The organism is Paraburkholderia sp. BGA-UO-ETr-F12 (genome assembly GCF_059567945.1).
Genome location: NZ_JCAQOZ010000066.1, coordinates 442,407 through 454,747, shown reverse-complemented (window position 1 = coordinate 454,747; position 12,341 = coordinate 442,407). Strand labels below are relative to the sequence as shown.

Annotated in this window: 12 protein-coding genes and 1 pseudogene; 7 read left to right on the top strand and 6 right to left on the bottom strand. The window is 63.0% G+C overall.

The genetic code is table 11. The features are described 5' to 3' along the window. Window positions 1–29: 29 nt before the first annotated feature. The 3 genes from AC57B6_RS35635 to AC57B6_RS35625 all read right to left on the bottom strand — a co-directional run bounded on the left by AC57B6_RS35635 (window position 30) and on the right by AC57B6_RS35625 (window position 1,694). Window positions 30–287 carry a hypothetical protein gene (locus AC57B6_RS35635; protein WP_007182306.1) on the bottom strand — a complete coding sequence of 86 codons (258 nt, stop codon included), beginning with the start codon at window positions 285–287 and terminating at the stop codon, window positions 30–32. A gap of 198 nt (window positions 288–485) precedes the next feature. Continuing rightward, the gene (locus AC57B6_RS35630; protein WP_028199747.1) at window positions 486–731 is read right to left on the bottom strand and encodes a hypothetical protein; all 246 of its coding nucleotides are present in this window, start codon (window positions 729–731) and stop codon (window positions 486–488) included. A 243-nt stretch (window positions 732–974) separates the two neighbouring features. Continuing rightward, window positions 975–1,694: a YdcF family protein gene (locus AC57B6_RS35625; RefSeq protein ID WP_030102693.1), complete on the bottom strand. Its 720-nt coding sequence runs from the start codon at window positions 1,692–1,694 to the stop codon at window positions 975–977. 257 nt (window positions 1,695–1,951) lie between these two features. Between AC57B6_RS35625 and AC57B6_RS35620 the strand changes: the two genes are divergently transcribed. Further along, the gene (locus tag AC57B6_RS35620) at window positions 1,952–2,275 is read left to right on the top strand and encodes a hypothetical protein (RefSeq protein ID WP_030102694.1); all 324 of its coding nucleotides are present in this window, start codon (window positions 1,952–1,954) and stop codon (window positions 2,273–2,275) included. A 367-nt stretch (window positions 2,276–2,642) separates the two neighbouring features. Here AC57B6_RS35620 and AC57B6_RS35615 read toward each other — a convergent pair whose 3' ends face one another. Further along, window positions 2,643–2,900 (bottom strand): hypothetical protein, encoded by a 258-nt coding sequence (locus AC57B6_RS35615; RefSeq protein ID WP_046565670.1) that lies wholly within the window; start codon window positions 2,898–2,900, stop codon window positions 2,643–2,645. Window positions 2,901–3,236: 336 nt separating this feature from the next. Next, window positions 3,237–3,632, bottom strand: a pseudogene (locus AC57B6_RS35610) (transposase); the annotation flags it as partial. Between the two features lie 408 nt (window positions 3,633–4,040). On the opposite strand from AC57B6_RS35610, the gene AC57B6_RS35605 reads away from it, so the two are divergent. The 4 genes from AC57B6_RS35605 to rluB all read left to right on the top strand — a co-directional run bounded on the left by AC57B6_RS35605 (window position 4,041) and on the right by rluB (window position 9,831). Then, complete coding sequence (locus tag AC57B6_RS35605) at window positions 4,041–4,943, top strand: LysR family transcriptional regulator (protein WP_028199743.1); 903 nt, start codon at window positions 4,041–4,043, stop codon at window positions 4,941–4,943. A gap of 154 nt (window positions 4,944–5,097) precedes the next feature. Then, window positions 5,098–6,345 (top strand): pyridoxal phosphate-dependent aminotransferase, encoded by a 1,248-nt coding sequence (locus AC57B6_RS35600; RefSeq protein WP_496423073.1) that lies wholly within the window; start codon window positions 5,098–5,100, stop codon window positions 6,343–6,345. Window positions 6,346–6,752: 407 nt separating this feature from the next. Continuing rightward, a complete protein-coding gene (scpB, locus tag AC57B6_RS35595; RefSeq protein ID WP_496423072.1) occupies window positions 6,753–7,892 on the top strand; it encodes an SMC-Scp complex subunit ScpB in 1,140 nt (379 codons plus the stop codon). 64 nt (window positions 7,893–7,956) lie between these two features. Then, complete coding sequence (gene rluB / locus AC57B6_RS35590; RefSeq protein ID WP_178368646.1) at window positions 7,957–9,831, top strand: 23S rRNA pseudouridine(2605) synthase RluB; 1,875 nt, start codon at window positions 7,957–7,959, stop codon at window positions 9,829–9,831. A gap of 51 nt (window positions 9,832–9,882) precedes the next feature. Here rluB and AC57B6_RS35585 read toward each other — a convergent pair whose 3' ends face one another. Continuing rightward, window positions 9,883–10,176, bottom strand: a complete 294-nt coding sequence (locus AC57B6_RS35585) for a hypothetical protein (RefSeq protein WP_278499608.1) — start codon at window positions 10,174–10,176, stop codon at window positions 9,883–9,885. A 185-nt stretch (window positions 10,177–10,361) separates the two neighbouring features. Between AC57B6_RS35585 and rimP the strand changes: the two genes are divergently transcribed. Both rimP and nusA read left to right on the top strand, forming a co-directional pair. Then, on the top strand, window positions 10,362–10,820 hold the full coding sequence (rimP, locus tag AC57B6_RS35580; protein WP_028199738.1) for a ribosome maturation factor RimP: 459 nt from the start codon (window positions 10,362–10,364) through the stop codon (window positions 10,818–10,820). Next, a complete protein-coding gene (gene nusA, locus AC57B6_RS35575) occupies window positions 10,817–12,292 on the top strand; it encodes a transcription termination factor NusA (RefSeq protein WP_028199737.1) in 1,476 nt (491 codons plus the stop codon). Before rimP ends, nusA begins: the two co-directional genes overlap by 4 nt. Window positions 12,293–12,341 lie beyond the last annotated feature (49 nt).

Here is a 12,341-nt window from a genome sequence, read left to right as displayed (position 1 = left end):
CCGGCCTGTGCGGCGCTCGCCGTTTATCTTTAGTGCGTGGCTTGCGGGACGTCGAGGATCAGGATGATGGTCCAGTCCGCATCGCCGTCGTGGTGATACTGGCGCTCTGCGACGATAAACGGTTGCTGCTTGCCGTCCGGGCCAAGAAACAGCACGTCGCCTTCCATCGGCAGGCATTCGACGGGCGGCAGCGCGAGGAACGCTTCCTGACCGCCGCGCGGCATCAGTTTTTCGATTTTGCGGGATGCCGCTTCAGTCCATTCGATATCTAGCTGAATGTTGCTCATGCTGTCCTCCGCACCAAGGTGCGCACAGGTTAGGGGGATTCCGGCGGGCGCCGGTCGGTGCGCGACTTTAGCATAACGTCAGCCGGGCGCAGCGGGCCCGCAGCAAGTTCATTAGACAATAAAAAAGCCGAAACCGGCGGCGCCGGCTTCGGCTTTTTCATCTCCGCGGCAGGGCTGCGGATGATGAGCGAACTACGCTTACGAACTGGCGGCGTCGGCCTTGGCGGCCTTCTTATGATGATGGGGAGCCATCTTGTGATGTTTTGCCGGCATGGCCGGTGCGCTTTCCATTGCTTGCTGGCGGTTTTGCAACTCTTGCGCGCGTTGCTCGACGTCGGCGGCCTTGGCCGGATCGGTGCTCATCATGACGCCGTTGTCCTGCGCATAGGCTGCACCCGTTACGGCACCGAGGGAAATCAGGATCGCCAGGGACACTTTCTTCATTGTTACCTCCGCAGAGTGGTTATGGACCCGAGTATTTGCCTGTCCAATCGGAAAGACAATGCATTCTAGCCAGCAAAATCCGCTCCAGCGGACGTTTTGTAACGGTAATGACAATTAGTTACATCTTGTTACGTTCGTTCCACAGTCATTATCGATGACGATGGCGCATCCAATTTGATAATGCCTTGTCGACAAAAGGAATATTCGCATCTCTAAATAAATTGTCATTCTGCAACGTCAGATTCAGAACCATCCGATTGCACGATAGACGTGAAATTGCGCGATTCCAACCAGTTCGTGCAGTGCGATCTCGGCATTCACCAGGTTGTCATAGTGCGGCAGTACACCGAGACGTGCATGTCTCGCGCTCGAGATCAACGGTTGCGGCGCGATGCCGAACCGATGGAAGTCGAGTAATGCGCGTGGCATCTGATACGCGGAGGTGACGAGTATCAGGGAATCGTAGCGTGAGCGTTCGAGAATAGCCGAGACGTTGCGCGCATTCTCGTAAGTAGTGCGGCTGCGGTTTTCCAGCACGATGTCCGCACGCGGCACCTGTTTGCGCAGCAGATACGGCAGGTAGGTGTCCGCTTCGCTGGCGGCGCGCCGCTGCGGATTGCCGCCGCTCACGATCACCTGACATGTGGCTGCCGTACGCTTGCAAGCCGCATAGCTTTTGGCGCTCACCGCGATGCGCGCGACCACATCCGGCGGTGGCACGAGGACGTCGTTTTCGTCGTAGGCAGTGCCTCCGCCGAGCATGATGATCGCGGTGCGCGGCGCGAAGCTGGCGGGCGTGTCGGTTTGCCGGTGCGGCTGCGCCAATTCGAGCAATGGCGCGGTGAGCCAGCCGGTGGCAAGCAGCCAGAATAGAGCGATCGTGACAATGATGAGAGGCGCTCGGCCGCGTTTCCATAGCACGATTGCTGCAAAAAAAAGCGCTAATAAAGTGAATAGAATCAATTTAAATGGGGTAACGTATGTCTTTCGGGACAAATCTTCGGGCTTGCTATCGCGCCGCAGCGGTTGCATCGTCGGTCCGCAGATAGAACGCTAACATGTCGTTCAGACGGGGGTTCCGAAAACCAGACCAGGCAGCACCTGGCGGAGCAAGGCAAGCGGCCGGCTTCCAGCCAAGGGCGGGTGCTATGCGCGTCACTGGTGGCGCGGTGACGTGTTGGCATAGATGTGTCATAGCTGCACTTTAAGAAAGAAGTGAGATGACCACGTATTCCAACGAAGCGGTACTTGAAGCGCTGCGGCGGGCGCAATATCGCCAGGTTCCATGGGCCAGACGGCCGGGCGTCTTCCAATATCTTCGCGCGTTAGGCCTGATGGACACTGTTCGGCAGCGCACGGTCGCTCCGGCCCCAGGTTTTCATGCGCCGGTCGACATCGCCGTGCTCACCGAACGGGGCCGGGCCGAGTTCGCGAGACTCGAGCACGACGAGCGCCTGTTGAGCTGGAGCGCGCAGCGCATGAACGATTACGTCGTCGCCGCAGCCGAAGCGCGGCCCGCAGCCGCTCTCGAAGCCCGGCCTTAGGCCGGCGCGGCAAACGGGCGCTGTTTCCCCGGCCGCTTTGCGCGGCTGGCGGTGATTTTGTCGCCGCGGGTCGTGGCCGGCTTATGGTCCTGCTTATGACCGTGCCTGTGATCGCTCATGCTCCCGTTTGCTGGTCCCGCTGGTAGCCTCGAGCGGCAGCGCGCATTGCGCGTCCGCCGTTCGCGCACCGATCGTTCGCTAAGGCAAAAAAGCAAAAAAAAGCCCGTATCGCAAGGATACGGGCGTACCGGAATTACTACTGCCACGCTGTGCTAATGGCGTTAAATCAGACTGGCGCGACGCCGGGTGGTTCCCCCAATCGTTCAATTCGCCGTGCCCATGCAGTGCGCTGCATTGCGTGATTCCGCTAGCGGCGACGCACGGCGTCTTCGCGCGGCGGCGACTCCGGCCGCATGCGCGCATTGCTCGCGATGTCGCCGCGCAAATCTCCGCGCGGCGCAGGCGGCGTGAAGTCGCGGCCGCGTGCATCGCCTTGCTGCCAGGCCTGAACTGTGGCTGTGCGGTCCGGCCGCCAGTTCCAGCCTTGTGGGCGCTGCTGTGCGAGCGCCGGTGCGGCCATTGATGAAACAACAATGCCGCACAGAAGCAGTGACATTGGTTTCATGCTGAGCTCCCGTCAAGCCCATCGACTCAAGGCCTGTTTGCATACTCATACGGTATGCCGAGTGGCGAAAGCACGCTGTAAGTAATGGTAAATGGATGTTTCATCCGCAACCGGTGAGCCGTGTCAGGTGTCTGAAACGGCCAGGCGATGAACTCGATGAAGGCCGTGAAGTCGGAGCGGGAAGCGACGACTATGTTGGGCGCGCCGGGAAGCGGTGCCCACTTGCAGACCGGGGTCGTGTCGACGGACGTCGACAGACGGCGTACGGCGAACGCACGGCGGCCCAGATACACGCCGGGCGCCCGCAGGCGCCCGGAGGCAAAACAATTCGCGTCAGGCCATCTTGACCGGCGCGCGCCACGATTCCGGATTGGTCCAGAACGCGCCGCGCAGGCGGTCGCGGCTCGGCGGTGCCGGAGGTTTCGCGGCGGTCGCGCCAATACGGCCGCGCAGCGAAATTTCACGGCCGCTGGTGCCGAGTCGCTTAACTATTTCGGCGAGCGTACCATCGGCTTGCCACTCGTCGAAGCGGCGGCGGCAAGTCGGCGGCGACGGATAGCGGCCCGGCAGCTTGGACCAGCCTTCGCCCGTCGATAGCACCCAAAGCACGGCGTTGACAACCGCGCGTGCTTCCACGCGTGGCCGACCGCGCCGTTCGCTCCGTGCTGGCTCCGCACAGAACAACGCCTCGACCAGCGCCCACTCGTTGTCTCTCAAATCGTCGAACAGCATCATGTTTCACCTCAGCGAAGCTAACTCCGGTGCGCTGCCCCGCGCCGCGCACTCTCCATGCACTCGATAGGCGAGTGCCAAGGGGGGTCGGGCTTGCCACGGTTTCATGTCAGTCAGAAGTCATGGCGCCGACCCTGTGTGCATGTAAATGCAGGAAGTGTGCCAAGACGAGTCCAACTGCCAGAAAGCCCTGTGGCAGCGGGCCAGCGCGGGCGCTAGCTAGGGGCGTATAAGAATCCAAAAAACCCATCTCGCAAATCGGGACAATCACCAATCTTGTGCAATCAGGCCCGGCCAGCGTGCGTTTGCGCCTTATTGCTGCATTGCAGCGATGTCACTGAACCCGACTGTGGTGCGGCATTTCACCATACAATGCGCATTAAATAGGGTTATTGATGAGGTTGGTAAATGAATGTGACGCTGCGTCAGCTAAGGGTTTTCATTGAGGTCGCCCGTTTGCAGAGCTTCAGCCGGGCCGGCGATGAAATCGGCCTGACGCAATCGGCGGTCAGCCGCTGTGTACGTGAGCTGGAAGGCGAAATCGGCCTGAAGCTGATCGACCGCACCACCCGCGAGGTGCAGCTAACGGATGTCGGCGGCAACCTGGTATCGAGCGTGTCACGCCTGCTGACGGATTTGGACGACGCCTTGCGCGAGATCCGCGAAATCGGCGAACAGCGTCGCGGGCGTGTGGTGGTGGCCGCGAGCCCGACGGTCGCCTGCCGCTTGATGCCGCGCGTGGTGGCGGCGTGCGGACGTCAGTTTCCTTACATCACATTGGGTCTGCGTGACGACGTGCAAAGCGACGTGGTGCGCAAGGTAAAGTCGGGCGAAGTCGATTTCGGCGTGATTATCGGCCCGTTTTCCGCCGACGACCTGCTCAGCGAATCCCTGATGACGGATTCGTTTTGTGTCGTTGCACGCGAGGATCACCCCCTGGCGGCGCGGGAGCGGGTGGCATGGACCGACCTGGACGGCCAACAGCTCGTCATGCTCGACTACGCGTCAGGCAGCCGGCCGATCATCGACGCCGTCATGCAGGAATACGGCGTGAGCGCCACCGTGGTGCAGGAACTGGGGCATTCCGCGACCGTTTTTGGGCTGGTCGAGGCGGGCGTGGGCGTAAGCGTGCTGCCGTGGCTCGCGCTGCCTTTGCCGGCGGGCGCCGCGCTGGTGGCGCGACCGCTCGTGCCGCGCGCCGAGCGCACGGTCGAACTGGTGCGGCGGCGCGACCGCTCGTTGTCGCCGGCGGCGGAGGCGGTGTGGAGTCTGATTCGTCAATTGCCGGCGCGAGCGGAGGATTTGAACTGACAGGGACTGACGACGCGGGCGCGTTTCGCCACCCGCTGACTTCGCCGTCCCAAAACCAGGCGCCGCGCTAAACTGTCGCCTCCCCGGGCTTCAAGCCTTGCCCCATGCGTTGCCCCATTACTTATTGCCTGTCCATCACTGTCTGGAAGCCTCGATGAGCGAATCGGATCTGCCTGTGCCCTCCGTCCCCAACGCGCGCGATGCGGTGCGCGCACTGCGTCCCTCGCAGATCCGTGAAGTCGCGAATGCCGGTTTCGGCGTCGCCGACGTGCTGCCGTTCTGGTTCGGCGAGTCCGACCGGGTGACTCCGGCCTTTATCCGCGACGCCGCCAGCGCCGCATTGGCCGCCGGCGCCACGTTCTATACGCATAACCTGGGCATCGCGCCGCTGCGCGCGGCGCTCGCGGGCTACGTCAGCGAGCTGCACGGAACGACCTCGCCCGACCATATCGCGGTGACGAGCGCCGGTGTCAACGCGTTGATGCTGGCCGCGCAGCTGGTAGTGGGGGCGGGCGACCGCGTCGTGGCGGTAACGCCGCTGTGGCCCAATCTGGTCGAGATTCCCAAGATTCTCGGCGCGCGGGTGGAAACCGTTGCGCTGGGCTACGGTGAGCGCGGCTGGCAACTCGACCTCGAGCAACTGCTGGCGGCGTTGACGCCCGACACGAAAATGCTCCTGATCAATTCGCCGAACAATCCGACCGGCTGGGTGATGAACCGCGACGAGCAGCGCGCCGTGCTGGCGCATTGCCGTCGTCACGGTATCTGGATCGTCGCCGACGAAGTCTACGAGCGTCTTTATTATCCGGACGCGCCCGCGGATGCGGATGCGGATGCCGGCGTCGGCTCGCCCGGCGGTGATTCGCGCACGGCGCCGTCGTTTCTCGATCTGGCAGGGCGCGACGAGCGCGTGATCTGCGTGAACTCGTTTTCCAAGGCGTGGCTGATGACCGGCTGGCGGCTCGGCTGGCTGGTCGCGCCGGTTTCGCTAATGGACGATCTGGGCAAGCTGGTCGAGTACAACACGTCATGTGCGCCGGATTTCGTTCAGCAGGCGGGCATCGCGGCGGTCCAGCAGGGTGAGCGTTTCACGCAGGACCTGGTGCGCGACCTGAAGGCATCGCGTGATCATCTGGTGCGCGCGCTGGCCACCGTGCCGGGCGTCGACGTAAAGGCGCCGCCCGGAGCGATGTATCTGTTTTTCTCGATGCCGGGGGCGGTGCGCAGCCTCGAGCTGTGCAAGGCCATGGTGCGGGAAGTAGGCCTGGGCGTGGCGCCCGGCAGCGCATTCGGCCGGGAAGGCGAGGGCTTCGTACGCTGGTGCTATGCCTGCGATCCCGCCCGGCTGGATTTGGGCGTCGAGCGTTTGAGGCGATTCCTGGCGCAGCACGGCATGCATTGAAGTGTGGTGGCGGCACGGGCAGGCGGTCCAGCTTAAGGGCTAAAGGGCTAAAGGGCTAAAGGGCTAAAGGATCGATCGCGGCCCGATTCCGGGCCTGCCGCGCTCCGATTGCTGTCCGATTCGGCCAGCTTTTCCTTTTAAGCGGACGACTTGAGGCATCGCTAAAAAATGCGCCGGGGATTTCGTCTTTACGCACCGGTTGTTTTTGCGTAATATGGCGCTCAGTCACGCGATTCCTTTCAGGAATATCGCTGCTCCGTCCGGCTGGGTTTGGCTCGATTGCCTGTTTCGCCTCCCCCCGGTGCGTGCTCCCATCAATATGACCGATCAGAATCGGGCGAGCGCGTCTTCAGTTCCACATCGTCTGTTTGATCCGGTTCTTTGACCACAGGGTCTGACCTAGCTGCATGAATACCCAAGAGGCGAAGATCGTCCTCGAGACTGCCTTGATCTGCGCGCAGGAGCCGTTAAAGCTCGTCGATTTGCGCAAGCTCTTTGCCGACGGCGTGTCGGCAGACACTGTTCGGAATTTGCTCGAAGACCTCAAGCAGGATTGGTCTGGGCGCGGTGTGGAGCTGGTCGGGCTGGCGTCGGGCTGGCGATTTCAAAGTAAGCCCGCGATGCGTTCGTATCTGGATCGTCTGCATCCCGAGAAACCGCCGAAATACTCGCGCGCGGTCCTCGAGACGCTCGCGATCATTGCGTACAGGCAACCGGTCACGCGTGGCGACATCGAAGAGATTCGCGGCGTCACGGTGAATACGCAGGTCGTCAAACAGCTTGAGGATCGCGGCTGGATTGAAGTGATCGGCCATCGTGACGTGCCAGGCCGTCCGGCGTTGTACGCGACCACGCGGCAATTTCTCGACGACCTCGGTTTGAAGGCGCTCGACGAATTGCCGCCGCTGGCCGATCCGTCGGCGCAGTTGAACGCGGATCTGCTCGGTCAGCATGCGATCGAATTTTCCGAGGCCGAGGCTGCGCAAGCCCTGGTTTCGGGTGAGGAGCGCGCGCTGGAAGAACCGGCGGAATCTGCTGCCGGCGAAGCAGCCGCTGCCGAGGGTGAAGCCCTTGGCGAAACTGCCGATCGCGATTGCGGCGAAGAAACTGGCGAGGCAGCAGGAACGGAAATCGCTGGCGAACACGCCGTAGGGCATCAAGCGCCAGTCGCTCAGGCTGAGTATGCGGAGTCAACTGAGACAAACGAGCCGGCTGAACTTGCCGAATCGACGCATGGCGCGGCGGATGCCGCACCGGCGCCCGAGTTGCATCGGGATGCCGCCGCAGGCCCGGCTGGGCAAGAGCACGCCGAAGTGGCAAACGTTGAACCGCAGGCCGGCGCTGCCGAGTCCGCACTGAATCACGATCCGGTCTCCCAGGCCGATCCGGCAGTACCCGCGCACGACTCGGGCGTACTCCGCGATACGGAGCACGCCGCCGGGCCGAACCCGACCACAGCGGCGCACGGCGATCCAGAAGATCGTCGCGATGCCGCACAGGACGCAGGCATTCTGACCGACGACGAACCCGAGTCGCGCAGCGCCTGACGTAACCGAACTTTTTTTGCCACGCCCGCAACGGGTGTGCGCGACCTGACATTTTGAGGTTGTTTTGACACATACCCACGACACCGATTCGTCCGAATCCGAGCGCGCCGTGCCGTCGGCACGCGCCGACGAAGCGCGTACCACGCAAGCGTCGGCAGGCGAGGGCGAGCGCCCGGCGCAGACCACGGAAGCAGACGGCGAAGACCGTCCGCGCCGCGGCCTGCGTCGCGGGCCGCGCAGCCTGATCGCACGACGCCGCGCCGGAGCGAAGACGAAGGGCGCCGAAGGTGCACCTGCGCAAGGCGCGCCGGTCGTCACCGAAACGCCGCCGGACGGCGAGGTGGTGGCGCAAGTGCGCACGCCGCGCAAGGAAGGCGCCAAGGGCCAGGGACCGCGCCGCAATGCGGGCGGCGCGAAGCGCGAGGGCGCTCAACGTGACGGCGCGCCTCGCGAGGGCGGACCGCGTGAAGGGCAGCGTGAGCGCCAGCCGCGCGAAGGCGGCCAGCGTCAGAATCGCCGCGGCGGTGAAGCACCGGCAGCTGTGGCAGCCGAAGCAAGTCCGGACGACCTGTTCTCGTACGTCACATCGCCGGCATTCGACGCGGACAACAGCGCGACCGGCGGCGTGCGTGCCCCGATGCTGCGCCGGGGCAAACCGGCTGCACCCAAACGGGTCCTCGCCGCGGACGACGACGCGCCGAAGCTGCACAAGGTGCTGGCCGAAGCCGGCATGGGCTCGCGCCGCGACATGGAAGAACTGATCGTCGCCGGCCGCGTGTCGGTGAACGGCGAGCCGGCTCACATCGGCCAGCGCATCATGCCGACCGATCAGGTCCGCATCAACGGCAAGCCGGTCAAGCGCAAGCTGGCCAACAAGCCGCCGCGCGTGCTGCTGTATCACAAACCGACTGGCGAAATCGTCAGCCATGCCGATCCGGAAGGCCGCCCGTCAGTGTTCGACAAGCTGCCGCCCATGAAGACCGCCAAGTGGCTTGCGGTCGGCCGCCTCGACTTCAATACCGAAGGTCTGCTGATGCTGACCACCTCGGGCGATCTGGCCAACCGTTTCATGCATCCGCGTTATAGCGTCGAGCGTGAATATGCGGTGCGCGTGGTCGGCGAGCTGGCCGAAGGCATGCGTCAGAAGCTGCTGCATGGCGTCGAGCTGGAAGACGGCCCGGCGAATTTCCTGCGCATCCGCGACGGCGGCGGCGAAGGCACCAATCATTGGTACCACGTCGCGCTCGCCGAAGGGCGTAATCGCGAAGTGCGCCGCATGTTCGAGGCAGCCGGCCTGATGGTCAGCCGCCTGATCCGCACGCGCCATGGCCCGATCTCGCTGCCGAAGGGGTTGAAGCGCGGCCGCTGGGAAGAACTCGAAGACAATCAGGTGCGCGCGCTGATGGCGTCGGTCGGCCTGAAGGCGCCGTCGGAAGAAAAGGGCGGCCGCAGAGAGGCGCCGGAACGCAGGCAGCCGGATCCGATGCAGACGTCGATGGGCTTTATCAGCCGCGAACCGGTACTGATGTCCCACGGCCGTTTCGATCAACAGCAGCCGCGCGGTCAAGGCCGTCGCGGTGCGGCGGGCGGCTTCGGCGGCGGCGCGGGCGGTGGTTTTGGCGGCGGTGCTGGCGGCTATGGCAATCGCGGCGCTGGCCGCGGCGCCGGTGGCTTCAGCGGGCCGATGGGTGGCGGCGGTGCTGCGTCTGGCCCACGTGGCGGGCGTGACGTCGACGGCAATCGCGCGCCGTCGGGCAATGGCAACCGCGCGGCAGGCGGTAAGCGTCCCGGCGGCCCCGGTGGCAATCCGGGCGGCGGTAGCCGTGGGCCGGGCGGCAATCGTGGCGGCAATGCCAACCGCGCCGGTGGCGGTAACGCCAACCCGGGCGGCGCCAATCGTGGTGGCGGCGCGCCGCGCGGCCGCTCGCGTGGCCGTTGATCCGTCAATGACGTAAATACGACGGTTGGCCGTTGATCGTTCCTCAACGATTTACGCTTCGCCACTGTCGGAGTCGATCGACGAGTGCCGCGGGCTTCCGCAGGTTTCATGCATTGCATGAAACCGCGGCGTGCGCATAAGTAGGGGCAGAGTTTCCCGGCCCCGCTTGTCCGGCGTGGGCCCGAGGCCGCGCAGCCCGTCTTGCAAAAGGCCCGAAGCGCCGCCATATCGTGGAAAGATTGCCATGAAATCAAGCGGAAATGCGCTTCGCACGGCGTTCTGCGGTTTGCGTTTGTCCCGAAAAATGGCTACAATCACAAAGTCGCTGGGCGTGCGGCTTTTCATGTGCGGCTCAGGTGCGACCACCGGTAATAAGATGATGGGCGTTTAGCCCATTTTTTTTTGCCGCTCAGTTCTAAGTGGTTTGGCATCTCGGGTAGCACGAACGTGCGCCAGCTAGGCGCGCGGCCCGCATTGGTTGTTTGCAAAACAAGCGGCAGGCTCGCTGCGCGAACATCTAAGAGGGCACTGTGCAACTGACGGAACTGATTGAAACCACGGTCGTGGGACTCGGCTACGAGCTCGTCGATCTCGAGCGCACCGGGCGCGGCATGTTGTGTATCTATATCGACCAGCCGGCCGGCATCGCGATCGAAGACTGCGAGAAAGTTACGCGTCAGCTCCAGCACGTTCTGACGGTCGAAAATATCGATTACGAGCGGCTTGAAGTGTCGTCGCCGGGTCTCGACCGCCCGCTGAAAAAACTGGCGGATTTCGAACGCTTCGCAGGCAGCGAAGTGGTAATCACATTGAAAAAGCCATTGGACGGACGGAAATCGTACCGGGGCATTCTGCATGCTCCGCAAGGCGAGACGATCGGTCTGGAATTTGAAGGGAAGGAAGGCGCCGCGATGCTTGATTTCACCGTCGCGGATATCGATAAGGCACGCCTCGTTCCGAAAGTTGACTTTAGGAGCCGCAAACAATGAGTCGCGAAGTGTTGATGCTGGTGGATGCGCTGGCACGCGAGAAGAACGTCGACAAAGACGTGGTATTTGCCGCGCTCGAGGCGGCCCTCGCTTCGGCCTCCAAGAAACTCTTCGAAGAGGATGCGGACATCCGCGTCCAGATCGACCGTGAAAGCGGCGAGCACGAAACGTTTCGCCGCTGGAAAGTCGTCCCGGACGAAGCCGGTCTGCAAGAGCCGGATCAGGAAATCCTGCTGTTCGAAGCGCGTGAACAGAAGCCGGAAATCCAGCTCGACGAATACATCGAAGAGCCGGTGCCGTCGATCGAATTCGGCCGTATCGGCGCGCAGGCTGCCAAGCAGGTGATCCTGCAGAAGGTGCGCGACGCTGAACGCGAGCAGATCCTGAACGATTTCCTCGAGCGCGGCGAGCACATCATGACCGGCTCGGTGAAGCGCCTGGATAAGGGCAACTTCATCGTCGAAACCGGCCGTGTCGAAGCGCTGCTGCGCCGCGATCAGCTGATTCCGAAGGAAAATCTGCGCGTGGGCGACCGCGTGCGCGCCTACATCGCCAAGGTCGATCGCACCGCTCGCGGTCCGCAGATCGAGCTGTCGCGTACGGCGCCCGAATTCCTGATGAAGCTGTTCGAGATGGAAGTGCCGGAAATCGAACAAGGCCTGCTGGAAATCAAGGCGGCGGCCCGCGATCCGGGCGTGCGCGCCAAGATCGGCGTGGTCGCTTACGACAAGCGCATCGATCCGATCGGCACCTGTGTCGGTATCCGCGGTTCGCGGGTGCAGGCCGTGCGTAACGAGCTCGGTGGCGAAAACGTCGACATCGTGCTATGGTCGGAAGATCCCGCTCAGTTCGTGATCGGCGCGCTCGCGCCGGCAGCCGTCCAGTCGATCGTCGTCGATGAAGAGAAGCATTCGATGGACGTCGTCGTCGACGAAAACGAACTGGCGGTCGCGATCGGCCGCAGCGGCCAGAACGTGCGTCTTGCCAGCGAACTCACCGGCTGGCAGATCAACATCATGACGCCGGACGAATCTGCGCAGAAGCAGAATCAGGAGCGCGGTGTACTGCGTGACCTGTTCATGGCGCGTCTCGATGTCGACGAAGAAGTCGCCGACATCCTGATCGACGAAGGCTTTACGAGCCTCGAAGAGATCGCTTATGTGCCGCTCAACGAGATGCTCGAAATCGAAGCATTCGACGAAGACACCGTTCACGAACTGCGTAATCGCTCGCGCGACGCTTTGCTGACGCAGGCCATCGCGAATGAAGAAAAGGTCGAAAATGTTGCACTCGACCTGAAGAGCCTGGACGGCATGGACGCCGACCTGCTCGCCAAGCTTGCCGAACATCAGATCCAGACGCGCGACGAACTCGCCGAGCTGGCTGTGGATGAACTGGTCGAGATGACCGGAATGGAAGAGGATGCCGCTAAGGCGTTGATCATGAAAGCACGTGAACATTGGTTCCAGTGAGAAATGACCATGGCGCACTAAATTGAAGCGGCCGTCAGGCCGCATGACA

Excerpts from the sequence above, each read along its gene's own strand:
- AC57B6_RS35620 (WP_030102694.1), top strand. The coding sequence starts at position 1,952 with ATGACCACGTATTCCAACGAAGCGGTACTTGAAGCGCTGCGGCGGGCG.
- nusA (WP_028199737.1), top strand. The coding sequence starts at position 10,817 with ATGAGTCGCGAAGTGTTGATGCTGGTGGATGCGCTGGCACGCGAGAAG.
- AC57B6_RS35630 (WP_028199747.1), bottom strand. The coding sequence starts at position 731 with ATGAAGAAAGTGTCCCTGGCGATCCTGATTTCCCTCGGTGCCGTAACG.
- AC57B6_RS35605 (WP_028199743.1), top strand. The coding sequence starts at position 4,041 with ATGAATGTGACGCTGCGTCAGCTAAGGGTTTTCATTGAGGTCGCCCGT.
- scpB (WP_496423072.1), top strand. The coding sequence starts at position 6,753 with ATGAATACCCAAGAGGCGAAGATCGTCCTCGAGACTGCCTTGATCTGC.
- AC57B6_RS35585 (WP_278499608.1), bottom strand. The coding sequence starts at position 10,176 with ATGAAAAGCCGCACGCCCAGCGACTTTGTGATTGTAGCCATTTTTCGG.
- AC57B6_RS35635 (WP_007182306.1), bottom strand. The coding sequence starts at position 287 with ATGAGCAACATTCAGCTAGATATCGAATGGACTGAAGCGGCATCCCGC.
- AC57B6_RS35600 (WP_496423073.1), top strand. The coding sequence starts at position 5,098 with ATGAGCGAATCGGATCTGCCTGTGCCCTCCGTCCCCAACGCGCGCGAT.
- AC57B6_RS35615 (WP_046565670.1), bottom strand. The coding sequence starts at position 2,900 with ATGAAACCAATGTCACTGCTTCTGTGCGGCATTGTTGTTTCATCAATG.